The 25,001-nt window shown below is 36.6% G+C and carries 26 protein-coding genes and 1 tRNA gene; 21 read left to right on the forward strand and 6 right to left on the reverse strand.

Annotated features, from left to right (window positions below; translation table 11 throughout):
- Positions 1-8: 8 nt before the first annotated feature.
- Genes ABXT44_RS01945 through prmA form a run of 4 tightly spaced genes read left to right on the forward strand, consistent with a single transcriptional unit; the run spans position 9 to position 4,100 of the window.
- Entirely contained in the window at positions 9-221 is a 213-nt protein-coding gene (locus ABXT44_RS01945) for an AbrB/MazE/SpoVT family DNA-binding domain-containing protein (protein WP_416687734.1), read from the forward strand.
- Entirely contained in the window at positions 203-532 is a 330-nt protein-coding gene (locus ABXT44_RS01950) for a type II toxin-antitoxin system PemK/MazF family toxin (protein ID WP_416687736.1), read from the forward strand. Before ABXT44_RS01945 ends, ABXT44_RS01950 begins: the two co-directional genes overlap by 19 nt.
- Positions 533-580: 48 nt before the next feature.
- The gene (gene alaS, locus ABXT44_RS01955) at positions 581-3,178 is read left to right on the forward strand and encodes an alanine--tRNA ligase (protein ID WP_416687739.1); all 2,598 of its coding nucleotides are present in this window, start codon (positions 581-583) and stop codon (positions 3,176-3,178) included.
- 43 nt (positions 3,179-3,221) lie between these two features.
- Positions 3,222-4,100, forward strand: a complete 879-nt coding sequence (gene prmA / locus ABXT44_RS01960) for a 50S ribosomal protein L11 methyltransferase (RefSeq protein ID WP_416687742.1) — start codon at positions 3,222-3,224, stop codon at positions 4,098-4,100.
- A 28-nt stretch (positions 4,101-4,128) separates the two neighbouring features.
- Here the strand turns inward: prmA and thiS are convergent, their stop codons facing one another.
- Positions 4,129-4,329 (reverse strand): sulfur carrier protein ThiS, encoded by a 201-nt coding sequence (thiS, locus tag ABXT44_RS01965; RefSeq protein ID WP_416687744.1) that lies wholly within the window; start codon positions 4,327-4,329, stop codon positions 4,129-4,131.
- A gap of 122 nt (positions 4,330-4,451) precedes the next feature.
- Here thiS and carA point away from each other — a divergent pair, with 122 nt between their 5' ends.
- From carA to ABXT44_RS01995, 6 genes are all read left to right on the forward strand, one after another.
- Positions 4,452-5,573, forward strand: coding sequence for a glutamine-hydrolyzing carbamoyl-phosphate synthase small subunit (gene carA / locus ABXT44_RS01970; protein ID WP_416687746.1), 1,122 nt, complete (start codon positions 4,452-4,454; stop codon positions 5,571-5,573).
- Positions 5,574-5,598: 25 nt separating this feature from the next.
- Complete coding sequence (gene carB, locus ABXT44_RS01975) at positions 5,599-8,808, forward strand: carbamoyl-phosphate synthase large subunit (RefSeq protein ID WP_416687748.1); 3,210 nt, start codon at positions 5,599-5,601, stop codon at positions 8,806-8,808.
- A 5-nt stretch (positions 8,809-8,813) separates the two neighbouring features.
- Positions 8,814-9,290, forward strand: a complete 477-nt coding sequence (gene greA, locus ABXT44_RS01980) for a transcription elongation factor GreA (protein WP_416687749.1) — start codon at positions 8,814-8,816, stop codon at positions 9,288-9,290.
- 114 nt (positions 9,291-9,404) lie between these two features.
- Positions 9,405-10,535: an aminotransferase class V-fold PLP-dependent enzyme gene (locus tag ABXT44_RS01985; RefSeq protein WP_416687751.1), complete on the forward strand. Its 1,131-nt coding sequence runs from the start codon at positions 9,405-9,407 to the stop codon at positions 10,533-10,535.
- Positions 10,535-10,978, forward strand: a complete 444-nt coding sequence (locus ABXT44_RS01990) for a GNAT family N-acetyltransferase (protein ID WP_416687753.1) — start codon at positions 10,535-10,537, stop codon at positions 10,976-10,978. Before ABXT44_RS01985 ends, ABXT44_RS01990 begins: the two co-directional genes overlap by 1 nt.
- 16 nt (positions 10,979-10,994) lie before the next feature.
- Entirely contained in the window at positions 10,995-11,708 is a 714-nt protein-coding gene (locus tag ABXT44_RS01995) for a GNAT family N-acetyltransferase (RefSeq protein WP_416687755.1), read from the forward strand.
- A gap of 16 nt (positions 11,709-11,724) precedes the next feature.
- On the opposite strand, the gene xerD is transcribed toward ABXT44_RS01995, so the two are convergent.
- A complete protein-coding gene (gene xerD, locus ABXT44_RS02000; RefSeq protein ID WP_416687756.1) occupies positions 11,725-12,606 on the reverse strand; it encodes a site-specific tyrosine recombinase XerD in 882 nt (293 codons plus the stop codon).
- A gap of 83 nt (positions 12,607-12,689) precedes the next feature.
- Positions 12,690-13,040 carry a 50S ribosomal protein L19 gene (rplS, locus tag ABXT44_RS02005; protein ID WP_271541566.1) on the reverse strand — a complete coding sequence of 117 codons (351 nt, stop codon included), beginning with the start codon at positions 13,038-13,040 and terminating at the stop codon, positions 12,690-12,692.
- Positions 13,041-13,202: 162 nt separating this feature from the next.
- On the opposite strand from rplS, the gene ABXT44_RS02010 reads away from it, so the two are divergent.
- From ABXT44_RS02010 to dsrK, 4 genes are read left to right on the forward strand one after another with little or no spacing between them, the layout of a single operon-like run.
- Positions 13,203-14,642 carry a glutamate synthase subunit beta gene (locus ABXT44_RS02010; RefSeq protein WP_416687758.1) on the forward strand — a complete coding sequence of 480 codons (1,440 nt, stop codon included), beginning with the start codon at positions 13,203-13,205 and terminating at the stop codon, positions 14,640-14,642.
- Positions 14,643-14,658: 16 nt separating this feature from the next.
- Positions 14,659-14,982 (forward strand): TusE/DsrC/DsvC family sulfur relay protein, encoded by a 324-nt coding sequence (locus ABXT44_RS02015; protein ID WP_271541570.1) that lies wholly within the window; start codon positions 14,659-14,661, stop codon positions 14,980-14,982.
- Between the two features lie 48 nt (positions 14,983-15,030).
- Complete coding sequence (locus ABXT44_RS02020) at positions 15,031-15,804, forward strand: respiratory nitrate reductase subunit gamma (RefSeq protein ID WP_271541572.1); 774 nt, start codon at positions 15,031-15,033, stop codon at positions 15,802-15,804.
- Positions 15,805-15,806: 2 nt separating this feature from the next.
- The gene (gene dsrK, locus ABXT44_RS02025) at positions 15,807-17,339 is read left to right on the forward strand and encodes a sulfate reduction electron transfer complex DsrMKJOP subunit DsrK (RefSeq protein WP_416687760.1); all 1,533 of its coding nucleotides are present in this window, start codon (positions 15,807-15,809) and stop codon (positions 17,337-17,339) included.
- A gap of 18 nt (positions 17,340-17,357) precedes the next feature.
- On the opposite strand, the gene ABXT44_RS02030 is transcribed toward dsrK, so the two are convergent.
- From ABXT44_RS02030 to ABXT44_RS02040, 3 genes are read right to left on the reverse strand one after another with little or no spacing between them, the layout of a single operon-like run.
- Positions 17,358-18,500 carry an N-acetylmuramoyl-L-alanine amidase family protein gene (locus tag ABXT44_RS02030; RefSeq protein WP_271541577.1) on the reverse strand — a complete coding sequence of 381 codons (1,143 nt, stop codon included), beginning with the start codon at positions 18,498-18,500 and terminating at the stop codon, positions 17,358-17,360.
- A complete protein-coding gene (gene tsaE / locus ABXT44_RS02035) occupies positions 18,485-18,943 on the reverse strand; it encodes a tRNA (adenosine(37)-N6)-threonylcarbamoyltransferase complex ATPase subunit type 1 TsaE (RefSeq protein WP_271541579.1) in 459 nt (152 codons plus the stop codon). Before tsaE ends, ABXT44_RS02030 begins: the two co-directional genes overlap by 16 nt.
- Positions 18,934-19,878, reverse strand: coding sequence for a calcium/sodium antiporter (locus ABXT44_RS02040; protein ID WP_416687761.1), 945 nt, complete (start codon positions 19,876-19,878; stop codon positions 18,934-18,936). The genes tsaE and ABXT44_RS02040 overlap by 10 nt, the downstream gene beginning before the upstream one ends.
- A gap of 147 nt (positions 19,879-20,025) precedes the next feature.
- On the opposite strand from ABXT44_RS02040, the gene ABXT44_RS02045 reads away from it, so the two are divergent.
- From ABXT44_RS02045 to ABXT44_RS02075, 7 genes are all read left to right on the forward strand, one after another.
- A complete protein-coding gene (locus ABXT44_RS02045; RefSeq protein ID WP_416687763.1) occupies positions 20,026-20,745 on the forward strand; it encodes a uroporphyrinogen-III synthase in 720 nt (239 codons plus the stop codon).
- Positions 20,746-20,805: 60 nt separating this feature from the next.
- Positions 20,806-21,246, forward strand: a complete 441-nt coding sequence (locus ABXT44_RS02050) for a hypothetical protein (RefSeq protein WP_416687765.1) — start codon at positions 20,806-20,808, stop codon at positions 21,244-21,246.
- A 124-nt stretch (positions 21,247-21,370) separates the two neighbouring features.
- A complete protein-coding gene (gene infA, locus ABXT44_RS02055; protein WP_018402165.1) occupies positions 21,371-21,589 on the forward strand; it encodes a translation initiation factor IF-1 in 219 nt (72 codons plus the stop codon).
- A 110-nt stretch (positions 21,590-21,699) separates the two neighbouring features.
- Positions 21,700-21,786: transfer RNA gene (locus ABXT44_RS02060), tRNA-Leu, on the forward strand.
- A gap of 22 nt (positions 21,787-21,808) precedes the next feature.
- Entirely contained in the window at positions 21,809-22,042 is a 234-nt protein-coding gene (locus ABXT44_RS02065; protein WP_416652782.1) for an OadG family protein, read from the forward strand.
- A 4-nt stretch (positions 22,043-22,046) separates the two neighbouring features.
- Positions 22,047-23,843: a sodium-extruding oxaloacetate decarboxylase subunit alpha gene (oadA, locus tag ABXT44_RS02070; protein ID WP_416687766.1), complete on the forward strand. Its 1,797-nt coding sequence runs from the start codon at positions 22,047-22,049 to the stop codon at positions 23,841-23,843.
- A gap of 2 nt (positions 23,844-23,845) precedes the next feature.
- Positions 23,846-24,976 (forward strand): sodium ion-translocating decarboxylase subunit beta, encoded by a 1,131-nt coding sequence (locus ABXT44_RS02075; protein WP_416687768.1) that lies wholly within the window; start codon positions 23,846-23,848, stop codon positions 24,974-24,976.
- Positions 24,977-25,001: the final 25 nt, after the last annotated feature.

Consider the following 25,001-nt stretch of genomic DNA (forward strand, 5'->3'; position numbering starts at 1 on the left):
ATTACATTATGGCAAAAATAATTAAAATAGGCAACTCACAGGGGATAAGGATTCCTAAGCCAATAATTGCGCTGGCTAATCTGGAAAACATTGAGTTAGATTTTGTTGTTTTGGACAGCGGATTACTGATTACTCCTGATAAGAAAGCACGTGTAGGGTGGAAAAATAATAGTAATCAAGATCAGTTAACTGCCACTTGGGAATGGCGAAAAAACCAATGAAACGTTTTGATGTTTGGCTAGTCATGAAAAACCCTGAACATGGCAGGGTGGTTGATAATCTTGGCTTATGCACCATTGTCACTCCTGATGAATTAATTGACTTGCCAAGCCTTATGGTTGCTCCAATGACAACTTCGAGTGAAGAGCTTCCAAGCAGAGTTGAATGCCAATTTGAAGGCTTAAAAGGGTATATTATGGTTGACCAGATTAGAGCTGTAGAAAAATTTTGCTTCATCAAGAAATTAGGCAAGCTTGAATTAGGTGTTCAGGTAAATCTATGTGACTGTCTTCAAGAGTTTTTTGCCCTCTAATAGAGCCGTGAGTATAATAATCTTTATTTTTAATAAATCAATTTTGAAATGAAAACTGATGAAATAAGACAGAAATTTTTAAGCTACTTCGAAAGTCATGGCCATTCAATTCAGCAGAGCGCTTCGTTGGTGCCGCATAACGATAATACTTTGTTATTTGTTAATGCCGGGATGGTGCCCTTTAAAGACATTTTTACTGGAGCGACAAAAAGCTCATTCAATCGCGCGGTATCATCTCAAAGGTGCGTTAGGGCAGGCGGAAAGCACAATGATTTAGATAATGTTGGCTATACAGCTCGCCACCACACATTTTTTGAAATGCTTGGTAATTTTAGCTTTGGTGACTATTTTAAAAGTGAGGCGATTCGCTTTGCCTGGGACTTTTTAACAGTAGAGCTTGAACTCCCAAAAGATAAGCTTTGGGTTAGCGTCTTTGAGGATGATGATGAGGCAGCCGATATTTGGGTCAACGAGATAGGCTTCCCTAGAGAGAGAATTTCACGCTGCGGAGCTAAAGATAATTTTTGGCAGATGGGCGATACGGGTCCATGCGGACCATGCAGTGAGATTTTTTATGACCACGGTGAACATATACAGGGCGGACCTCCAGGAACGCCAGAGGAAGATGGTGACAGATTTATTGAGATTTGGAATTTGGTCTTTATGCAGTTTAATCGCCAGCAAGACGGAGAATTGGCGCCCCTTAAGTCAACAGGAGTTGATACAGGAATGGGTCTTGAAAGATTAGCCGCTGTTTTGCAACACGAAAATAATAACTATGATATTGATGTTTTTAAAGAGCTAACAAGTGCGATTGTAAATCTTATACCCAAGGCGCAAAAAATCCAAGCTAGTAATGCATCCGTTAGAGTAATTGCGGATCATATCCGCTCTACTGCATTTATGATTGTTGATGGTATCATTCCTTCTAACGAAGGCAGAGGCTACGTACTTCGAAGAATAATTCGAAGGGCGATAAGGCATGGCCATAAGTTAGGAATTGAAGAAATATTTTTTTATAAACTCGCTTTAGTCCTAGCAAAACAAAATGAGAACGCCTATCCAGAATTGAGCGCTAATCAATCTCACGTTGAAAAAGTTCTCAAAAAGGAAGAAGACAGATTTATACAAACTTTAGATATGGGCATGGGAATTCTTGAGTCCGCAATCGAGGGAATTTCTGGAAAAGAAATAAGCGGAGTCGTGGCCTTTAAACTTTACGACACTTATGGTTTCCCAGTTGACTTAACGGCAGACGTAGCAAGAGAGCGAGGCCTTACTGTCAATATGGACGGCTTTGAGGCTGAAATGACGCTCCAGAGAGTGCGCGCCCGTAAAGCGGGTGATTTTGACTCTAAAAAATCCACGATAACCATCGAAAATTCAACTGAGTTTTTGGGTTATGAGCAATTTAATAATAGCGCAATTATTAGCGCTATTATTAAAGACAATAAATCTGTAGATTCTCTCAATAGGGGTGAAGAGGCCATTGTGGTTATCGATAAAAGTAGCTTCTATGGAGAATCTGGTGGCCAAAGTGGTGACCATGGGACTTTGTCAAAAAATGGTGCACAATTTAACGTTACTGATACTCAAAAGCAGGCTTCAAATGCATTTGAACATCATGGCATCCAAGCAAAAGGCGCGCTCCAAGTTGGAGACGCAGTTGAAGCATCAATTGATCAAGATAGACGCAAGAAAATCATGAATAATCACTCAGCAACGCATCTTTTACATGAAGCTTTAAGGCAGGTTCTTGGTGATCAAGTAAACCAAAAAGGTTCTCTGGTTGAATCTGAAAAGCTACGATTTGATTTCTCACATGATGAGGTCGTATCAAGAGCTAATTTAGACAAAGTTGAGGTGATAGTTAATCAGCAAATTTTAGGCAACACACAAGTGCTAACTGAAGAGACTGATATCAAGACTGCCAAGAAGAAAGGCGCAATGGCTCTCTTTGGTGAAAAATATGGAGATAGGGTTAGAGTTCTTTCAATGGGCGATGATAATTTTTCTGTTGAGCTTTGTGGGGGCACCCATGTTCAAAGGCTAGGAGATATTGGTAGGTTTAAAGTTATATCTGAGAGCAGCATTGCTGCAGGTATTAGAAGAATAGAGGCAGTTACAGGAGTTGATGCTTATCAGCTTGATAAAAAGAATGAAGACACTCTTAGTAGGATTGCAAGTCTTACAAAATCAAGTAATTCAATGGCTTTAGACAAAGTAAAGCAGTTAATTAGTAATCAAAAAAACCTTGAGAAGCAGATAGCAGTTTTTCAGAAACAATTAGCAAGTGATCAAGGTGACTCACTTTTATCCAAAGCTACAGAAGTTAAAGGTGTTAAGGTTTTAGCGACTGAAGTGAAAGGCGTTCCTGCAAAAGATTTAAGAGATTTGGCAGATAAACTAAAAGATAAGCTTGGCTCAGCTATAGTTGTATTGGCAGTTGTTTCTGACAAAAAAGTGTCTCTTGTTGCAGTGGTTACAAAGAACCTGATGGATAAATACCAAGCGGGTAATATTTTGAAGCATGTTGCTACTCAGGTTGGTGGAAAGGGCGGCGGCCGAGCGGATATGGCTCAAGGCGGTGGCACAGAGCCTGAAAAATTGCCAATGGCATTAAGTTCAATTAAAGATTTACTCTAAGCGGATTAATTAAGCCAAACATAATGCTAGATATAATTTTTTTATGATTTGGAAACAAATATCTTTTGAAGTTAAAAAATCTGAAACAGATCTTGTTTCAGAGGTTTTGATGGGTTTGGGAAGTGTATCAATAACTTACTCTGACGCTCTTGATGATGCAATTTATGAGCCTCCAGTTGGGCAAACGCCTTTGTGGGATAACGTTAAAGTAAATGCTTTATTTCCTTCAGAGGTAAATCAAAAATCTATTGAAACTTCAATTTCAGACATCTGTAACATTGTTGTTATAGATACTGTAACGCTTAAAGATAGAGTTTGGGAAGAGGAGTGCCAAAAAGATTTTCCTTCAATGCGCTTTGGTAAAAGACTTTGGGTTTGCCCTTCATGGGATACTGAATCTATCCTTTCAAATGACTCTATTGTAATTCATATGGATCCAGGGCTGGCTTTTGGAACTGGAACACATCAAACAACCAGTCTATGCCTTGAATACTTAGATTCAAATCCACCAAAAAATCTTCATGTTATTGATTTTGGTTGCGGTACTGGAATATTGGCAATAGCAGCTGCAAAGTTTGGCGCTAAAAGTGTTATCGCTATTGATAATGACCCTCAAGCAGTGCTGTCAAGCAAAGAAAATGTAGCTAAAAATAAGTGTGAAAATACAATTACAACAATTCATTCAATAAACCAGGGGAGTGATAGGAAATGTGATTTATTAATAGCTAATATTTTGGCCAATCCATTGGTTGAGTTGGAGCCATTATTTTCAGATTTAGTTCATACTAATGGAATGCTTCTACTATCTGGAATTTTAAAAGAACAAGTTGATAGGGTGGTTAAATGCTATTCAATCAATTTTTCTAATATTGAAGTTGCCAATAAGGGTGAATGGTTTAGAATTTCCGGAAAAAGAAAATAAAAACCATCGTTAAATTTATCACCTCTGCCTAGCCACCACCAACTGCATTAATCACCTCAACCTTGTCTAGGTCTTTAAGTAGAAAAGAAGAATGCTTAGATTTTGGAATAATTGATTCATTGATTTCGATTGCAATTCGCTGATTTTGATAACCTAGATGAACAATTAGATCTTCAATACTTGAATCTTCAGGGAGTGATATTTTTTCACCGTTTACTAAAATTTCCACAAATACATTAAGTTGTTATAGGCAAGCTAATTATAACATTGGATTACAAAATTCAGGATAAGTTAAGCTTAAACACATGGTAAAATTTGCGAAGTTTTTTGACCCCTATTAGGAGTAAAGTTTTGCCTCAAACTGCCATATTAGCTCTCGAAGATGGTACTGTTTTCTGGGGAGAATCTATTGGATCAATTGGCGAAACAGTTGGCGAGGTGGTCTTTAATACTGCAATGACGGGGTATCAAGAAATACTCACTGATCCATCCTATAGTCAGCAAATCGTTGCGCTCACTTATCCTCATATCGGCAATACTGGAATAAATATAGTCGATGAAGAATCATCAAGCGTTTATGCCTCTGGTTTAATTATTAGAAACTTACCTCTTGCGTATAGTAATTGGCGCTCTGAGATGAGTCTTGATAACTACCTATCGAGTAATAATATAGTTGCAATTTCAAACATTGATACAAGGGCTTTGACTCGCCACCTAAGATCACATGGAGCACTTAAAGGCTGCATAATGGCCTCTAATAAAATAGATTCGAGCAAGGCCATTCAAAAAGCAAAAGATTTTTCTGGTCTTAAAAATATGGATTTGGCTAAAGTGGTATCCACTCCTAAAACTTACTCCTTTAACCAAGGATCTTTCAACATAAAAAATTCTACTTTTAACAAGACATCTTCAAAATTTAAAGTTGCAGTTTATGACTATGGAGTCAAGAAAAATATTTTAAGAATGTTGGTTGATAGAGGTTGTGAGCTTACAGTCTTTAATGCAAAGGCTCCTCTTGAGGACTTACTAGCAAAAAATCCTGATGGTGTTTTTCTTTCAAATGGTCCTGGAGATCCTGAGCCATGCGATTATGCGATTACAAGTATTAAACAATTATTAGAAAAAAATATTCCAATTTTTGGAATATGCCTTGGCCATCAGCTCTTATCAATTGCGTCTGGGGCTAAAACAGAGAAAATGAAATTCGGTCATCATGGGGCAAACCATCCAGTCCAAGACCTTAAATCAAAAAAAGTGATGATCACCTCCCAAAATCATGGCTTTGCGGTTTCAGAAAAGGGCATTCCAGATAATATTGAAGTAAGTCATAGATCATTGTTTGATAAAAGCATTCAAGGCATTAAGGTGAAAAATAAGCCTGCTTATAGTTTTCAAGGTCATCCTGAAGCTTCTCCTGGGCCCCATGACGTAAGTTACCTGTTTGATGAATTTATAGATCTTATGTCAAAATGAAATTAAATCTTATATTTAAATAAACATGCCAAAAAGACACGACATTAAAAGTATTTTAATTATTGGAGCAGGGCCAATTGTTATTGGGCAAGCTTGTGAGTTTGACTACTCTGGCGCACAAGCATGTAAGGCTCTTCGAGAAGAAGGATATCGAGTAATCTTGGTAAATTCAAATCCTGCAACCATTATGACTGATCCTAAAATGGCTGACGCGACTTATATCGAGCCAATCGAGTGGAGGACAGTTGAAAAAATTATTGAAAAAGAAAAGCCTGATGCCTTGCTACCAACTATGGGTGGCCAGACAGCACTTAATTGCGCCCTAGATCTGGATCGTCATGGCGTATTAGAAAAGCATAATGTTGAGATGATTGGTGCAAATAAAGAGGCCATTGATAAGGCAGAAGATAGAGAATTATTTCGCCAAGCCATGTTAAAAATTGGCCTTGATATGCCAAAGGCAGCCATTGCGCATACTATTGATGAAGCTCTTAAGGTTCAAGAGCAAGTTGGCTATCCAACCATTATTAGGCCGTCATTTACAATGGGCGGGTCTGGTGGTGGAATTGCTTACAATAAAGAGCAATTTATAGAAATATGTCAGCGAGGACTTGATTTATCACCCACTAATGAACTCTTAATTGAAGAATCAATCTTAGGTTGGAAAGAGTTTGAAATGGAAGTTGTTAGAGATAGTAAGGATAACTGCATTATCATTTGCGCTATTGAGAATTTTGACCCAATGGGAATCCATACAGGTGACTCAATCACAGTTGCCCCAGCCCAAACTCTAACTGATAAAGAATACCAAGTAATGCGAAACGCTTCACTTATGGTTCTTAGGGAAATTGGAGTCGATACAGGAGGCTCTAATGTTCAGTTTGCTGTCAATCCTGAGAATGGAAGGTTAACAATTATTGAGATGAACCCAAGAGTTTCAAGGTCATCAGCGCTTGCATCAAAGGCAACTGGATTTCCTATTGCAAAAGTAGCTGCTAAACTAGCAATTGGGTACACGCTGGATGAATTAGATAATGATATTACAGGCGGTAAAACACCAGCGTCATTTGAGCCATCTATTGATTATGTTGTTACAAAAATCCCAAGATTTGCTTTTGAAAAATTTCCACAAGCCGATGACCGGCTTACAACTCAAATGAAGTCTGTAGGCGAGGTGATGGCAATGGGCTCAACTTTTCAGGAGTCTTTTCAAAAAGCCATAAGAGGTCTTGAGACAGACAAATCAGGTTTAGACCCAATTGTAGATATTAATGCTGAAGATGCTAAGGGAAAAATTAGAAGTGAGCTTTTGTCTGCTGGAGCAGATAGAATATTTTATTTAGCTGATGCATTTAGGATGGGTATGAGCTTAAAAGATGCATTTGATCTTTCTAAAATTGACCCTTGGTTTTTATCCCAAGTAGAAGATCTTGTCCTATCAGAAAAAAGAATCGAAGGCTCTGATTTAGGTAAACTTAGCTCTGAAACAATATATAAATTAAAGCAAAAAGGTTTTTCGGATAAACGATTATCTGATCTCCTTCAATGTACTGAAGGAGCTTTTAGAGATAAAAGATTATCTTTAGATATCAAGCCAGTTTTTAAGAGGGTGGATAGTTGCGCTGCAGAATTTGATACACAAACGGCTTATCTATATTCCACCTATCAGTTAGAGTGTGAGGCAAAACCTACCAATAATAAAAAGATTATGATTTTAGGTGGCGGTCCAAATAGAATTGGACAAGGCATAGAGTTCGATTATTGTTGTGTTCATGCCTCCCTTGCTCTTCAAAAAGATGGATTTGAAACTATTATGGTTAACTGTAATCCTGAAACTGTATCTACGGATTATGATGTTTCAGATCGGTTATATTTCGAGCCACTAACGCTTGAAGACGTTTTGGCAGTAATAGACATTGAGAAGCCTGAAGGTGTTATTGTTCATTATGGTGGGCAAACGCCGCTCAAACTTGCAGCAGCACTTGAAAAAAGTGGGGCAAAAATTATAGGCACTAGTCCAGACTCAATAGATCTTGCTGAAGATAGAGAGCGCTTTCAAAAAATGATTCAAAAACTAAGTCTTAAGCAGCCAGTTAATGGAACTGCTCGATCACAAGATGAAGCAGCTAAGATTGCAGACTCTATTGGTTTTCCTCTGGTTGTTAGGCCTTCATATGTTCTTGGTGGCCGCGCAATGGAGATTGTTTATAACAAGGAGAGTTTAGAGCGCTACATGAAAACTGCGGTTCAAGTTTCTAATGATTCTCCAGTATTGCTAGATTCATTTTTAGATCATGCAATCGAAGTTGATATTGATGTAATAAGTGACGGCAAAGATATTGTTATTGGCGGAATTATGGAACATATTGAGCAGGCGGGAATCCATTCTGGAGATTCTGCATGCTCATTACCACCTCACTCACTTCCTGATGACGTTCTTGATGAGATGAGAAGGCAAGTTAAGCTAATGGCTAAGGAACTTAATGTAGTTGGCTTAATGAATACTCAGCTTGCATATCAAGATGGTGAGATTTACGTAATTGAAGTAAACCCAAGAGCTTCAAGAACTGTTCCATTTGTTTCTAAAGCAACTGGAGCTTCAATTGCAAATATTGCAGCACGCGTAATGGCTGGAATATCCTTGAAAGAGCAAAACTTTACAACAGAAATCATTCCCAAGCATTACTCAGTTAAAGAGTCAGTTTTTCCATTTAATAAATTTCTAGGAGTCGATCCATTTTTAGGCCCAGAAATGAGATCAACTGGAGAAGTCATGGGAGTTGGTCCAGATTTCCCTTCAGCATTTGATAAAGCATTTCTTGCAGCGGGCGATATAATTCCTACTAGTGGTAAAGTGTTAGTAAGTCTTCGAACTCTTGATAGGAATAGGCTTGTGGAGTTAGGCCAAAGACTAATTAATCAAAATTTTGAAATTGTTGCAACACGCACAAATCAAGAAATTCTCAAACAAGCTGGCCTTGAATGTACAATGGTTAATAAAGTTTCAGAGGGTTCGCCGCATATTGTTGATGCGATTAAGAATGATGAAATCAGTTTAATTATTAATTCAACTGATGACTCCCAAGGAATAGAAGATGCCTCAGTTATTCGTTGTCAAGCGTTGATTCATAAGATTCCATGTACGACAACAGTTGCAGCAGCTTTTGCTATGCTTGATGGTTTAATGTCTCCAAATAAACTTGAAGTTCGCTCTTTACAATCAATTCACAAATAAGTTTTATGGATACAATACCTATAACAGTTAGTGGAGTCAAAGCTCTTGAAGTTGAGTTGTTAAGACTTAAAGATGAAGAGCGCCCAAGAATAGTAAGTGACATTGCTACGGCCAGAGAGCATGGTGATTTAAAAGAGAATGCTGAATATCATGCTGCTAAAGAAGAGCAAGGCTTCATTGAAGGAAGAATTCAAGATATTGGATCTAAGTTATCTCGATTACAAGTCATAGATGTTAGGCAGCTTAGCCAGGATGGTCGTTGTGTATTTGGAACCACGGTTAAACTTTTGAATCTTTCTGACGATACTGAAACTACTTATCAAATTGTTGGAGAAGACGAGGCTGATATTGAGATTGGTAAAATTTCTTGTCATTCACCAATAGCTAATGCTCTATTGGGAAATGAAGAGGGCGATGAGGTCACTGTTAAGGCTCCTAAAGGTGACATCCTTTATGAAATTCTTGAAGTTCTTTATATATAGTTTAGTTCATCTTTTAGCTCTCTAGTTATTTCAGTTTTTTCCTCATATTTTTTTTTCAATTCTGTGTAGAATTGTTGTATTCTTTTATTTAATTACAATTAATGGAGTTATAAAATGCCAGGTTTATTACCAAATATTGATCCTGATGGACTCTTAGAATACTCAGTAGTCTATACTGATAGATCGCTTAATCACATGTCTAATTCATTCCAAAGCGTAATGAATGAGGTTTCTGCATCACTAAAGAAGGTCTACAGCGCTGAAGCAGTTGTTTTAGTTCCTGGCGGAGGCACCTATGCAATGGAAGCTGTAGCTCGACAATTTGCAACTGATAAAAGTTGTTTAGTTTTGAGAAACGGATGGTTTAGCTATCGTTGGTCACAGATTCTTGAAATGGGTGATATTCCTTCTGAGCAAGTAGTCTTAAAAGCTAGCAAAATCAGTAATGGATCTCAAGCTCCATTTGCGCCTGTTGACGTCAATGAAGTTGTAAATCAAATTAAAAGTCAAAAACCAACTATGGTTTTTGCACCTCATGTAGAAACATCAGCCGGAATTATTCTTCCTGATGACTATATTCAAACTGTTGCAGAAGCGGTTCACTCAGTTGGTGGAATGTTTGTTCTAGACTGCATTGCTTCAGGCGCTATATGGATCGATATGGAGAAACTTGGAGTTGATATTTTAGTGAGTGCCCCTCAAAAAGGTTGGAGTGCATCGCCATCATTTGGAATGGTAATGCTTTCATCAAATGCCTCTAAAAAGATACATGAGACACAAAGTACAAGCTACTCATGTGACCTTCTTAAGTGGCTTCAGATTATGCAGGCCTATGAAAATGGTGGGCATGCTTATCATGCGACAATGCCTACAGATGCAATTAAGCACTTTCGAGATACCATTAATGAAACTGCTGAATTTGGTTTTGATACTGCACGTCAAAAGCAGCAAGAGCTTGGAGATAGAGTAAGAAGCCTACTTAGTAAATATAATTTTATTAGTGTTGCAGCTGATGGCTTTCTTGCTCCAGGAGTTGTTGTGAGTTATACCTCTGATAAAGAAATACACAATGGTGCAAAATTTAAAGATATGGGCATGCAAATTGCAGCTGGAGTTCCTCTAAAGTGTGATGAAGGAGATGATTATCAAACATTCAGACTTGGTTTGTTTGGACTAGATAAACTTAAAGATGTTGATGCTGCTGTGGACAGGCTTGAGGTTGCCTTTAAACAATTAATGGCATAATGAGAGTAGAGAGTCTAAAAATAAATGATAAAAAGCAATGGCGTAAACTTTATCAAGGTTATGCTGACTTTTATAAAATGCCAATGAATGATGATATTCTTGATACAGTCTGGTCATGGATATTTGATGAAGAAAATAAGTTTTATGCTATTGGCGCTAGATCTTCTCAGGGAAATTTAGTTGGTTTTATGCATTTTAGAGAAATGCCATCTCCATTAAGAGGCTCATTAATTGGTTTTTTAGATGACTTATATGTTCATCCAGATCACAGGGGGACTGGTGTAGTTCAGTCTTTATTTAAAGAACTTAAATCACTTGCTGACAAGAAAGATTGGCCGTATGTTAGGTGGATTACTGCAAGTGATAATCATAGGGCACGAGCAGTTTATGATAAGATTTCAGGAACAATCGATTTTGTAACTTATCAAATGCAGTCAAAATAGTTTCAAGGACTTATTTATGAAATTTGGTAAAATTGTAAATAATTTTTCAGAGCCTCCACATCCAAGAGGCATCTCAATTGAAGGAAACTTGGTTAGTCTAAAGCCTTTGGTTGCAGACAAGTTTTCTAAAGACCTTTTTTTGTCTAATGCATTAGATAAGGAGAATATTAACTGGGCTTATCTTCCCTATGGACCCTTTAAAGCTGAGCCTGATTATCATAAATGGATAGAATCATTTGAAAAAAAAGATGATCCTGTCTTTTTTGCAATTATTAGTAAAAAACTCAATAAAGCAATTGGTATTGCAAGTTATTTAAGAATTAATCCAGCTGATGGTTTAATTGAAGTGGGTCATATAAATTATTCCCCACTTCTTCAAAGAACGACTGAAGCAACTGAAGCAATGTTTTTAATGATGAAGTGGGCATTTGATAATGGCTATAGAAGATATGAGTGGAAGTGTAATGCTCTTAATCTAAGATCACGAAATTCTGCCCAAAGACTCGGTTTTTCATACGAAGGCGTTTTTAGGCAAATGGCTATCGTAAAGGGTCAAAATCGTGATACGGCTTGGTTTGCAATTATTGATAAGGATTGGGAAAAAGTTGAAGATTGCTTTAAGAAGTTCCTATCCAATAGCAATTTTGATAAACAAGGGCGGCCAATAGTCTCACTTTCAGCTTTAACAAAGCCCCTACTATACAAGTTAGACAATCTTGATTGCTCGTAAACTTTAGTCTAATGATTTATCCTCTTGGGTGATGCTTTTGATGCTGCGCCTTAAGCTGTGCATTTTGAATATGTGTATAGAGTTGAGTGCTTGAAATATCGCTATGTCCAAGCATCAATTGAACAGAGCGAAGGTCAGCACCTTTTTGAACAAGGTGAGTGGCAAAGGCATGCCTTAGAGAGTGAGGCGAGAGTGGCTTATCTATTCCTGCTTTTGATGCATAATCTTTAATAATATAGAAGAAATTTTGTCGAGACATTGCCCTTCCTCTATTTGATAAAAAGTAGCTATCGCTCTGACCATTTTTTAATAGTGCTGGCCTTGAATTGAGCTCATATTTTGTTAAATAATCAATTGCAATTTCGCCCATTGGCAGTAATCTTTCTTTATTTCCTTTCCCATGAATGCGTATAAATTCATCTTTTAGATTAATGTTATGATAACTTAAATTAATTAGCTCAGAGACGCGGAGCCCGCAAGAGTATAGCAATTCAAGCATTGCTCGATCCCTCTGACCAAATAATGATTTACTATTTGGCGCCTCTAGCAAGTGTTCAACTTCTTGAACATTTAAAAATATAGGTAATTTTTTTTCTAATTTTGGATAATCTAATTGTTCAGTTGGGTCAATTTTTAAGTTCTTTTTGTCAGATAAAAATTGATAGAAAGAATGAAGACAAGTTAGCATTCTAGATTGAGTTGAGGCACTTATATTTGAATCTTTTCTATATGAAAAATAATCTTGTATCTGTTTCTTGTCAACATCTATAAGCGAAATATTATTAAGCCACTTACTAAAAATTTTAAGATCAGAGCGATACGCACTTAAGGTATTTTTACTGGCGCCAGTTGTTAGCCAGTAGAAATCAATAAATTGGTCTATCAGATCACTATTCATTGGGGATTATTCTACGTGAGTATTCTGTAAATGGGGCAAAAAAAATGCCAGTAAAACTGGCATTTAGAACTTAAATAAAATGATTATTTCTTTTTAAGTTTTTCTTTAATACGGGCAGCTTTACCTGTAAGTCCTCTAAGATAATACAATTTTGCTTGGCGAACTTTACCACTTCGTTTAACTGTTACGCTATCAATCATAGTTGAATGAGTTTGAAAGACTCTTTCAACTCCTTCACCATGAGATATTTTACGGACAGTAAACGCAGAACTTATACCACGGTTTTTTATTGCAATAACAACACCTTCAAAGGCCTGTAATCTCTCACGAGTTCCTTCTCGGACCTTTACCTGAACTACTACAGTATCTCCTGAAGAAAATTCAGGAATGTCTGATCTTAGTTGCTCACTTTCGATTTGATCAATTAAATTCACGTTTCCACCTTTTAAGGGTTTCTGAAAAAGCCGTAATTATACATATTTTTTCTATCCTACACAAGAAGCTAAGGGGTATTAAATAGATATTAATCATATTATTTTTTAAATGCTTTAACCATAATATGAGATAATTAATATAATATTTTTAAAAAACAAATAATGGGTAAAGTAACGGGATTTTTAGAGCTAGATAGGCAAGTTGAATCCTATCGTGAAGTAGAAATTCGTATAAAGGATTTTGGTGAGATATTTGCTGATACCCATAATTTAGATCAGCTTAAAGAGCAAGGGGCTCGTTGTATGGATTGTGGAGTTCCATTCTGCCAGTCTTCAAGTGGATGCCCAATAGATAATTTGATTCCTGAATGGAATGATCTTGTTTACAATAATGAATGGAAAGAGGCATTACAGCGATTAGAAAAGACAAATAACTTTCCAGAGTTTACAGGAAGAGTTTGTCCTGCTCCTTGTGAGGGTTCATGTGTTCTTGGATTAAATAGTCCAGCGGTTACAATCAAAAATATTGAGTTAGCTATAGTTGACAAAGGATTTGAAGAGGGTTGGATAAAGCCGAGACTAGTTAATACTCGAATTGAAAAAAAAGTTGCTCTAGTAGGGTCTGGGCCAGCAGGCTTAGCTGCTGCAGATGAGCTTAATCAAATAGGTTACTCTGTAACTGTTTATGAGCGAAGTGACCGCATAGGCGGTCTTCTAATGTATGGCATTCCTAATATGAAGCTAGGCAAAGATGTTGTTGATCGCCGCGTAGATTTATTAAGACAAGAGGGCGTTGAGTTTATTACTAATACTGATATTGGTAAAGATATATCAACGAAAGATTTGAAAAAATCATTTGATGCTGTTGTTTTTACAACTGGCGCAACAAAGGCAAGAGACTTGCCAGCTGAAAATCGAAATGCTATTGGTATTTATCCTGCTATGGAGTACTTGACTTCAAATACTAAAAGTCTTTTGGATAATGGCTATGCAGACAACAGTGAGCTCTCTGCTAAAGGCAAAAATGTCATTGTAATTGGTGGCGGCGACACTGGAACTGACTGCATAGGCACCTCTCTTCGCCAGGGTGCTAAGTCTATAACCAATTTTGAATTAATGAGTCAGCCCCCAGAAGTTCGCTCTGAAACTAATCCTTGGCCAGAGTGGCCGGTAATTTTTCGTGTTGATTATGGGCATGAAGAATCTAATAAAGTTTTTGGTAAAGATCCAAGGCAATATCAACTTCTCACAAAGTCTTTCATTAAAGATAAGGATGGACATGTGAGTGGAATTAAAACAGTTAATGTTGAAGTTGTAGATGGTAAATTAAATGAAATTGATGGAACTGAAAAAACCTGGGATGCTGAGCTGGTTCTCCTGTCAATGGGCTTTCTTTCTCCCGAGCACTATCTAAGTGAAGATGCAAATATTGATATTGATGAACGTGGAAATTACAAAGCTGAGCACGGTGAGTATACTACTTCCCAAAAAGGAATTTTCTCTGCTGGAGACTGCCGAAGAGGTCAGTCACTAGTGGTTTGGGCAATCAATGAAGGCCGTGGGGTTGCAAATAGTGTAAATAATTTTCTAGTAAACTCTTAAAGGATTGAGAAATACTATGGCTGAAATACTAGGCGCGGAAGTAGATGAAGAGGGTTACTTATTAAATGTTTCAGATTGGAGTGTTGAGATTGCAAATGCGATGTCTGAAGAGGATGGTATAAATCTCTCTACTGAGCATTGGGAAGTTATTAATTTTCTTCAGGCGTATTATAAAGAATATGAGTTTGCCCCTGCAGTAAGAGTTCTTACAAAGGCAATAGCTAAAAAACTGGGTAATGACAAAGGAAATTCTCGTTACCTCTACTCGCTTTTTCCATATGGTCCTGCCAAGCAGGGATGTCGATTCGCTGGCCTCCCTAAACCAACAGGCTGTGTTTAGCATGAAAAATTAATCTTGACTTTCATTTTGAGATAAAAAATAAGTCATATGTCATCAATCAGCATTTTTTTTACACTCTTTTTCTACTTTTCTGTATTAATCTTTATTACAGGACTTTCTTATAAGATTGTTCAATATTGGAATACCCCTGCACCGCTTAAAATACCTATTGCGCCTGCTCCATTAACAAAATCTGGAGTATTTTTAAGGCTCACTAAAGAAGTTTTTTTATTTGCAACTCTTTTTAAATCAAGTAAGTGGACTTGGCTTTTTGGCTGGAGTTTTCATCTTGCTCTAGTCCTTCTTTTTTTTCGTCATTTGGTTTATTTTTGGCCTGGTGAAATTCCATTAATATTACTTAAAACTGAACCATTAAAATACGCTGCTTATCCGCTTATTTTTGGGTTACTTGGATTACTAGGCAGAAGGATTTTTGTGGATAGGGTTAGATATATTTCAGCGCCATCAGATTATCTTATGTTGCTATTAATAATTTTGATTGGTGCAAGTGGAATGGTAATGACCTTCGCAAATAATCATCCAAACATGCTCCTTGTGAAAAATTTTGCAGAAGGTTTAATTACTTTTAAGTGGTCTGAATTGCCATCAGAAGTAATTTTCTTAGTTCATATTTTTCCAGTCTTCTTTCTTATAGCTATTTTCCCAATATCAAAATTATTACATGGTCCAGGTATATTCTTTGCTCCAACGCTTAATCAAGTTGATGATGCACGTAAAAAGAGACATATCTCCCAGTGGGCTATGCAAAAAGAAAAAAATACCAAAATTGATCTCGAGCACAACAAGGATAAAGGGAGCTAATTATGTCTAAAAATAGTATCGAAAAACTTCCTACCTATCTTGCGATTCCGCCATTAAAAAAAGACTCAATGGCTGGTAAAGGTCCTTTTAAGGCGAGTATAGATATTCAAAAAGACCTAGGATTTCCAGGTGAAAAAATAGATAACTGGCAGCAAGTAGCAATCAATAAAATTGCGGAAACTAAATCCAAATATCGGTCTGTCCAAGTATTTTTGGATTCCTGCATGAAGTGTGGTGTTTGTACTGATAAGTGTCACTATTATTTAGGAACGGCTGACCCTAAAAATATGCCAGTTGCTAGGCAAGATTTATTTAGAAGCGTTTATAGGAGACACTTTACTTTTGCTGGGAAGTATTTTCCAAAACTAGTAGGTGCTAAAGAATTTGATGAGGATATGTTAGATGATTGGTATAACTATTTTCATCAGTGCTCGCAATGTCGAAGATGTGCGGTATTCTGCCCAATTGGAATTGATACTGCTGAAATTTCAATGGCAGCTCGTGAAGTAATGAATGCAATTGGTGTGGGACAAAAATACCCGAACCAAATTTTAGGAAAAATTAATAAAATTGGCAATAATTTAGGGATGCCAGAGCCAGCTCTTAGAGATACTTTAGCTGACCTAGAGGAGGAGATTGAAGAGGAGACTGGTGTCAGTGTTAAGTTGCCTCTTGATCTTAAAAATTCTGAAGTTTTAATGGTCACTCCTTCAGCAGACTTTTTTGCTGAACCTCATATTGATGGGCTTATTGGCTATGCTAAAGTTTTTCATCAAAGCGGCGTAAGCTGGACATTAAGTTCTTATGCCTCTGAAGCTGCAAATTTTGGGATGTTTATTGGTAACTATGATGTTATGAGGCAGGGAGCATTGCGAATTCGTAAGGCAGCACTTGACTTGAATGTTAAACGTGTTGTGGTTGGTGAGTGTGGACATGCATGGCGAGTAGCTTACAGTTTTTGGAATACCCTTACTGGCTTGGGTAGGGGAGGGAGTGATGAATATTCATTAAAACTTCAAAACCAATTAGATAGTAATTATCCTCAGCCACAACATATGATTGAATTTACGTATGATTTAATCCAAAGAGATAAATTATCATTTGACAAGTCCAAAAATGATCATCGAGTTGTAACTTTTCATGACTCGTGTAATGTTGCGCGTGGAAGTAATATGGGCGATATTGAAAATGGCCAGTTTATTCTTCCAAGAGAGGTCATTAAGGCCGCATGTAATAACTTTTCAGATATGCATAAATCCACAATAAAGTCTGCTACCTTTTGTTGTGGCGGCGGCGGCGGACTTCTTACCGATGATCTTATTGATTTAAGAATAAAGGGAGCAAAACCAAGAATGCACGCCCTAAAGCAAAGTGAACAAGACAATGGCGTAAACACATTGGCTGCTATCTGCGCTATATGTAAATCACAGTTTTCTAAGGTACTGCCTAATTATGATTTTGATCCATACATGATTGTAAGTGTTCATCAATTAGTAAGTGATGCAATTATTTTAACTAAAGATTCAGAAACTTAAGCTAGAAGCTATAAATAACTATTCTAGTTTTTGGTAGTAATTAAGTATTCCTTGATATATTGAGACTGCAATCTTTTGCTGCTGCTTGTTATTGGTTAAACGTTTCTCTTGAGTTGGGTTTGATATGAAGGCAGTTTCAACTAAAACTGAAGGTATGGCAGGAGATTTTAGAACTACAAAGTTAGCCTTTTGAGGTACTTTTTTATGGATTGGCCCAATTTTTTCAAGTTCACCGATTATCTCCTTGGCAAGGTTAAATGATTGCATGTCTCGATCTTTTCTTGAAAAATCTGTCAAAATATTTTTCAAAAATTGATCATTATCAATTACAGTTTCAACGCCTCCAAACTGATCCACTAGATTTTGAGATTGTTCTAATTGTTTAGCTAGTTTGCTGTTATTTCCTTTCTCACTTAAGGTGTAGATAGAAGCACCTTTCGCAGTTGTACTTTCTACAGAATCTGCGTGAATAGAAATAAACATGGTGGCATTTTCTTTTTGCGCTATTGTTATTCTTTTAGTCAGCGGTATATAGTAGTCTCCACTCCTAGTCAGAATAGCTTTTAGATCGCTATTTTTATTAATAATTGCTACAAGTTTTTTGGCAATTGCTAAATTTACAGACTTTTCTTGTGATTTATTTTTACCAATAGCTCCTGAATCTTCGCCGCCATGACCAGGATCAACTAAGATAATTTTTTGACTTATTTGAGCTGATTTTTCTATATTTTTTACTGCTTTTGTAACTTTTATGTCTTGTGTTTTTTCCTGAGACTCGAGGTCAATAATATCTACTACGAGTCGATGAAACTTATATTTTGTGTTAGGCTTAAGGGTGAAGTGCTTTACTCTGAATTTTTTATTAATATGCACGATTAACTTAATAGTTTTTTTATCACGTTTTATAAGAACTTTTTTTATCCTGTCATCCTTAAAAAAAATATTTGAAAAAGTTTCAGACAATACTTCAGCATCATCAAAACTGATAATCACTACCTTGTCAGTGTTGGTTATATTAAAGAGAGTGTCCTGCTCTTTATCAATAACAATTCGAGTTTGATCTGGCGCTGTCCAGTATCTAAAATCATAGAGTGTAGTCTTTTCTTCACTAAATGAAGAGGTAGCAAATACAGCAATAATCAAACTTATCCAATAGCGCATTCTAAAATTAATTTTCCTATTTTAGTTTGAGACGTGATATTTACTGTTCTTATGTCGCCATTTCCACTAATATTGATAGATAAATCAGAGTGTGCAATAGCACCTTTGCCTAACTCTGGCCACTCGATCAGTTGAAGGCTTTTTGGTTTAAGGTATTCACGAATACCAATGTACTCTAATTCCTCAGGATCACTAAGTCGGTAGCAATCAAAATGATGAATATCTATTGATTCATTTTGATAACTTTCAACTAAAGTATAAGTGGGACTTTTAACTTTATCAAACCCAAAGTGCCCAATAAAACTTTGCGCTAGCGTGGTTTTTCCAGCCCCAAGATCACCAATTAAGTATATTACGCATGAGTTTTGTAAGTCAGAGCAGCATTGAGCAAGCTTTTTAGCAAGCTCTTGGGTTTCTTGAAGATTTTTGAGAACTAAATCCAAAACAATTGATATAAGTAAATAGCCAATGCAGTTAATAGAATGAAGCCACCAAAACGACTAATTTTAAGTCTCATCGAGAGAATGAGAACTAGAAGAGTAAACATTAGCATAAAGAGGTAGTCACGACTCATTACTTCTGTTGGAATTTGAAAAGGCAGAATTAAACCTGGAATTGCAAGGACTCCAAGAGTATTAAAAAGATTTGATCCAATAATATTTCCAATAACCATTTGATGTTGCTTTTTCAATGCGCTACTTATAGAAACTGCAAGTTCAGGAAGGCTTGTTCCAAGCGCTACAACTGTTAGGCCAATAATTAGGTCACTAACACCAAAGGATAGAGCAAGACTAGTTCCGCCCCAGACTACAAGACGTGCACTAGAAACTAATATAATAAGAGACACAATTAAGAGGAGCCAAGTTCTTCCCTTATCATTTTTCTGCGAGTTATTTTCGAGACTATCATTATCACTATCAGTTAGGTTATTTTTCTTAGATTCTCTAAATACATTAATAAGGAATAGTGTTAATAAGGATATGAGTATCAAGCCATCGGTAAAACTTAAAAAACCGTCTAATAATAAAAAACCTACAATTAGAGTTGATAAAAATAAGAATAACCATTCCTTTTTTAATACAGATTTTTCAACTGTAATTGGAAGGATAATTGCTGTAACTCCAAGAACTAAGCCTATATTTAAAATGTTTGAACCAAATGCATTTCCTATACTCATCTCAGGGTGACCATCATATGCTGCAAGGCCAGAGACTAACATTTCAGGAGCTGACGTGCCAAATCCAAAAATGAGTAGGCCAATGATTAGAGGCGAGATGTTAAATATTCGTGCAATTTTGGCGCCATTATCAGTGAAAGTATCTGCGCTCCACATTAGTAAGATAAAGCCCGCTAGCAGAGATAAAATTGGAAGTAACATTTAGTTATATAGAATGATTATGGTGTCTATTATAAAGTTATCTAAGTTAGAATTTAGAAAACAGAACTTCTAATTTAGTAATAATAGATTAATGTTTTTTAATAAACATTAAAGACAATCTCAAAAGCATGTATTTATAATGAGTCAATGATACTTATAACTCGACCATTAGCTCAGACTGCAAATCTTAAAATGCTTTTAGAAGCATCTGATATTGAGTATGCGTTTTTCCCCACTTTTGAAGTAAAAAAAATAAGATCTGAAGTTTTAAAGCAGCATTATGATGTCATTATTTTTATAAGTGTTAATGCGGTTAGCTTTGCCGAAGATTACTTTAATAAAATCTTTACTGGAATATTTAAAGTATTTGCAGTGGGGCCTGTTACCGCTAAAAGATTAATTGATAAAGATATTAAAGTTGATTGCTTTCCTAAATTTAATGCTTCAAGTCTGAAATTATTGGCAATGCAAGAGTGCTCAGAATTGATCGATAAGAAAATTTTAATTGTAAGAGGAAGGGGAGGATCAGAAACATTAAAGGATAATTTGGGAAAATTTAATCAGGTTGATTATCTCGAAGTTTATGAGCGAGTGCCTTGTGAGTTTTCATCACTTCATGCGCAGTCGATTGAAGTATTTTTAAATTCTACAAATGGCGTGCTAATGGCAGGCAGTAATGAAAGCCTTTACAATATTGTTCGCCTACTGAATCTTGATTCATCTGATACTTTTAATAAATTTAAGACTAAAAAACTTATTGTTTTTAGTCAAAAAATTAAGGTTTTGGCAGAGAGTCTAGGTTTTGAAAATATAAAAGTCACACTCAATCCTTCTGACCAAGATCTAATAAATGAATTAATAATTTAAAAAAAACTCACAAGTAGAAAATGATTGGGTAACATACATTAAACTATATCGGGAGTTCAAGTGATTAGATTCGGTATTTCATGGGTGGCACGCTTACTAGGCGTCAGTGGTTTTACCGTTCAACAACCAACAACTCGTGGTTCCCTCCAAGATCTAAATATTTCTGAAAGGATTATTCCTTTTAATCCTAGCAATTTAGCTGTTCATGATTTTGATGATTCAGAAGCTTCACGTCACTTAAGGCGCTTTCAAGATACTCAGGTTAAATTAAGTCATGGAGAGCAAGTTAGTGATGCCACTAATGATCAAGATCTAGTATCTGTAATTGCTACTTTGAAATCAAAATTATATCAAGAGTCTATTAAAAGCAAGCATTACACGAATGCTTTTAATGAGTTAAATGAGAGGCTAGTTGAGTTAGAAAAAATCGTACAGCCTGGCAAGAAAACTGACTTTCAAAAGCTCCAGGGCTGGGTTCATTCAAAAAGACACTTCCATTAACCTTTAATTTTTAGTTTTTATTACTATTGATGAGTCGCTCTCAAGTTGATTCATTTTGTAAAAATGAAAAGTAATTAGGTATAATGCTACTTGGTTTTTAAATTAATACTCTTATTAAATAAATATGTCAAAAAGTGATTACATTGAGTTAGAAGGCGTCGTAAAAGAAAAATTACCTAATACAACTTTTAAAGTTGAATTAGAAAATGGACATAGCGTTCTTGCTCATATTTCTGGAAAGATTCGTAAGCACTACATACGCATACTACCTGGCGACAAGGTAACTGTTGAAATGACTCCTTATGACCTAACTAAAGGAAGAATTACCTTCAGACACAAATAAATGTTTTCTAACATTGAGGTTTTTGACTATATATAATCTCAATTTGATATGAATTTTATTAAAAAAATAGTTTCAGAAATTCTGAGATAATATTTTCAAGCCATAGATAAGCCAGTGTGGTGGAATTGGTAGACACGCCGGATTCAAAATCCGGTTCCTTCACGGGAGTGCCGGTTCGAGCCCGGCCACTGGTACCAAACTTGTTTAGGACTAAATAAAATGGACAACAACTTTGTAAGTGAAGCGCTGAATTTAACCATGTTTGGGATGGGATTCGTTTTTGTTTTTCTTGCTTTGATGGTTGTCGTCACAAATGTAATGTCCTTGCTTGTTGCAAAAATTCAACCCGCAACTAACGATGCTTCAGCATTGGATTCTGATCCAATAATTGAGATTGATGAAAAAACAAGAGCAATTATTGAGGCAGCAATAAAAATGCATACACAGAGATAACTATATGTCTAACAAAGAAAATAATAAACCAGTTCAAATAACTGAGCTAGTTCTTAGGGATGGACATCAATCGCTTTTTGCAACTAGAATGCGAATTGATGACATGCTTCCTATTGCAGAAAAATTAGACAAAATAGGTTATTGGTCAATGGAGTCTTGGGGTGGTGCTACTTTTGATGCTTGTATTCGTTTTCTTGGAGAAGATCCTTGGGAGAGAATTCGTGAAATCAAAAAAGTTATGCCTAACACTCCTCAACAAATGCTCCTTAGGGCCCAAAATTTGTTGGGTTACCGTCACTATAGTGACGATGTAGTTAGAAAATTTGTTGATCGATGCGCCGATAATGGTGTTGGTGTCTTAAGAATATTTGACGCGATGAATGATACTCGCAATCTTAAAACTGCCATTGATCAAACAGTTAAAGTTGGCCAGCATGCTCAAGGCACGATTTCATATACAGTGAGTCCAGTCCATACAACTGAATTATGGATTGAGATGGCTAAAAAAATTGAAGATATGGGTGCACATTCATTGTGCATTAAGGATATGGCTGGCTTATTACAGCCTTATGTTGCATATGATTTAGTTAAAAAATTAAAAAAAGCGATTGATATTCCTATTCAGCTGCATGCTCATGCAACTACTGGTCTCTCTACTGCTTGCATTATCAAAGCAGTTGAAGCTGGGATTGATCGAGTTGATACCTGTATTGGTTCGATGAGTATGACTTACAGCCATTCTGCAACTAACTCTGTTGTTTCTATTTTAGAGGCGAGCCCACGTAAAACTGGCCTAGACTTAAAAAAACTTGAAGAAATTGATCAGTACTTTAAGCCAATCAGAGCTAAATATGCTAAGTTTGAGGGGTCACTTAAGGGTGTCGATTCAAGAATTCTTACATCTCAAGTTCCAGGCGGTATGCTGACTAATATGGAAAGCCAATTAAAAGAGCAAAATGCACTTGATAAAATGGACGAAGTTTTGTTAGAGATACCTCGAGTTCGAAAAGATTTAGGTTACATCCCTTTAGTAACTCCTACTTCTCAGATTGTAGGTACTCAATCCGTGCTCAATGTTCTAACTGGCGAGCGCTATAAAACTATTACCAGAGAGTCAGCTGGAATACTTAAAGGTGAGTATGGTTCTGCTCCTGCCCCAGTAAACAAAGAACTTCAGGAGAGAGTCTTGGAGGGCGCAGAAGCAATTACTTGTAGGCCTGCAGATAATATTGAGCCTGAGCTGGATGTTCTTGAATCTGAGTTTGATAAGCTTGTTTTAGAGAAGGGTATTAGAGTAGCAGATGAGAAAATTGATGATTTATTGACTTATGCTCTATTTCCTCAGGTGGGAATTAAGTTCTTAGAAAATAGAGATAATCCAGATTTCTTTGAGCCAGTTCCTCAGGCGCCAATCAGTTCTTCAACTTCTGAGGAAGATGAAGGAATATATACTGTTTCATTTAAAGGGCAGTCTTACACAGTTAATGTTTCAGCAGGCGGCACGATAAAATCTGTGGGCACTTCCTCAGATACTTCAGAATTAAGTTCCGAAGACTCACAAGTCAGTTCAGAGCCTTTGGTGAATGGAAAAGAGGATATTTCAGCGCCACTATCGGGCACTATTTGGAAAATCTTAGTTAGTCCTAATCAGAATGTTAAAAAAGGTGATACTTTGCTTATTTTAGAGGCTATGAAGATGGAAACTGAGATCAAAGCAACACAATCTGGTGTCGTCTTAAATGTTGGCGTTAAAGAGGGTGATGCGGTAACTGTTGGTCAACTCCTTCTTTCTTTAGGTTAACTATGGAACAACTAAAGCTACTTTGGTTTAATACAGGCCTTTATCAGATGGATTGGGGCCAAGGTCTTATGCTTCTTGTGGGCATCCTGTTAATCTATCTAGCAATTGTAAAAAAGTTCGAACCTCTTTTACTTCTGCCTATTGGGTTTGGTGCTCTTTTAAGCAATATTCCAGGCGCTAATTTAGCTATTGATGGTGGAATTTTGCATCTATTCTACGTTGTCGGTATTGAGTCTGGCGCGTTTCCTTTGATCATTTTTATGGGTGTTGGCGCTTTAACAGATTTTGGCCCACTTCTTGCAAATCCTAAAACTCTTTTACTTGGAGCTGCTGCTCAGTTTGGAATTTTTGCGACACTTTTAGGGGCAGTAGGATTATCAGTAATTGGAGTATTTGACTTTAGCTTGAAGCAAGCTGCTGCAATTGGAATTATTGGAGGCGCCGATGGTCCAACATCTATTTATGTTGCTTCAATTCTTGCGCCAGAATTACTTGGAGCAATTGCTGTTGCTTCGTATTCATATATGGCATTAGTTCCTCTAATTCAACCGCCAATTATGAGAGCGATGACTACTGAAAAAGAAAGAAAAATTAAGATGGTTCAGTTACGTGAGGTCTCTAAGGTTGAAAAAATTATATTCCCAATTATTTTGTTATTACTTGTTGCTCTTCTTCTGCCTGCAGCAGCTCCTTTATTAGGTATGTTTGCTTTTGGTAATTTAATGAAAGAATCTGGAGTTGTTGATCGCTTGAGCGATACTACTCAGAATGCTTTGATTAATATAGTAACGATTTTTCTTGGTCTTGCAGTAGGGTCAAAACTTATGGCCGATAAGTTTCTTCAACTTGATACTTTAGGAATTTTATTGCTTGGCCTAGTTGCCTTCTCTATTGGCACTATGTGCGGACTTCTCATGGCGAAACTAATGAACGTATTTAGTAAAAATAAAATTAACCCATTAATTGGCTCTGCAGGAGTTTCAGCAGTTCCAATGGCTGCACGTGTCTCTAATAAAGTTGGCCTTGAAGCTGATTCAAATAATTTCCTTCTTATGCATGCAATGGGGCCTAATGTTGCAGGTGTTATAGGGTCAGCAATCGCTGCAGGTATAATGATTCAATTTCTAGGTTAGTAAAAAATTTAGAACCCTTACGTTT

Source organism: Candidatus Pseudothioglobus sp. Uisw_041 (assembly GCF_048087625.1).
Taxonomy (GTDB): domain Bacteria; phylum Pseudomonadota; class Gammaproteobacteria; order PS1; family Pseudothioglobaceae; genus Pseudothioglobus.

Coding starts and splice junctions, on each gene's coding strand:
- ABXT44_RS01945 (WP_416687734.1), top strand. CDS start 9: ATGGCAAAAATAATTAAAATAGGCAACTCACAGGGGATAAGGATTCCT.
- ABXT44_RS01950 (WP_416687736.1), top strand. CDS start 203: ATGGCGAAAAAACCAATGAAACGTTTTGATGTTTGGCTAGTCATGAAA.
- alaS (WP_416687739.1), top strand. CDS start 581: ATGAAAACTGATGAAATAAGACAGAAATTTTTAAGCTACTTCGAAAGT.
- prmA (WP_416687742.1), top strand. CDS start 3,222: ATGATTTGGAAACAAATATCTTTTGAAGTTAAAAAATCTGAAACAGAT.
- carB (WP_416687748.1), top strand. CDS start 5,599: ATGCCAAAAAGACACGACATTAAAAGTATTTTAATTATTGGAGCAGGG.
- greA (WP_416687749.1), top strand. CDS start 8,814: ATGGATACAATACCTATAACAGTTAGTGGAGTCAAAGCTCTTGAAGTT.
- ABXT44_RS01985 (WP_416687751.1), top strand. CDS start 9,405: ATGCCAGGTTTATTACCAAATATTGATCCTGATGGACTCTTAGAATAC.
- ABXT44_RS01990 (WP_416687753.1), top strand. CDS start 10,535: ATGAGAGTAGAGAGTCTAAAAATAAATGATAAAAAGCAATGGCGTAAA.
- ABXT44_RS01995 (WP_416687755.1), top strand. CDS start 10,995: ATGAAATTTGGTAAAATTGTAAATAATTTTTCAGAGCCTCCACATCCA.
- xerD (WP_416687756.1), bottom strand. CDS start 12,606: ATGAATAGTGATCTGATAGACCAATTTATTGATTTCTACTGGCTAACA.
- ABXT44_RS02010 (WP_416687758.1), top strand. CDS start 13,203: ATGGGTAAAGTAACGGGATTTTTAGAGCTAGATAGGCAAGTTGAATCC.
- ABXT44_RS02015 (WP_271541570.1), top strand. CDS start 14,659: ATGGCTGAAATACTAGGCGCGGAAGTAGATGAAGAGGGTTACTTATTA.
- ABXT44_RS02020 (WP_271541572.1), top strand. CDS start 15,031: ATGTCATCAATCAGCATTTTTTTTACACTCTTTTTCTACTTTTCTGTA.
- dsrK (WP_416687760.1), top strand. CDS start 15,807: ATGTCTAAAAATAGTATCGAAAAACTTCCTACCTATCTTGCGATTCCG.
- ABXT44_RS02030 (WP_271541577.1), bottom strand. CDS start 18,500: ATGCGCTATTGGATAAGTTTGATTATTGCTGTATTTGCTACCTCTTCA.
- ABXT44_RS02040 (WP_416687761.1), bottom strand. CDS start 19,878: ATGTTACTTCCAATTTTATCTCTGCTAGCGGGCTTTATCTTACTAATG.
- ABXT44_RS02045 (WP_416687763.1), top strand. CDS start 20,026: ATGATACTTATAACTCGACCATTAGCTCAGACTGCAAATCTTAAAATG.
- infA (WP_018402165.1), top strand. CDS start 21,371: ATGTCAAAAAGTGATTACATTGAGTTAGAAGGCGTCGTAAAAGAAAAA.
- ABXT44_RS02065 (WP_416652782.1), top strand. CDS start 21,809: ATGGACAACAACTTTGTAAGTGAAGCGCTGAATTTAACCATGTTTGGG.
- oadA (WP_416687766.1), top strand. CDS start 22,047: ATGTCTAACAAAGAAAATAATAAACCAGTTCAAATAACTGAGCTAGTT.
- ABXT44_RS02075 (WP_416687768.1), top strand. CDS start 23,846: ATGGAACAACTAAAGCTACTTTGGTTTAATACAGGCCTTTATCAGATG.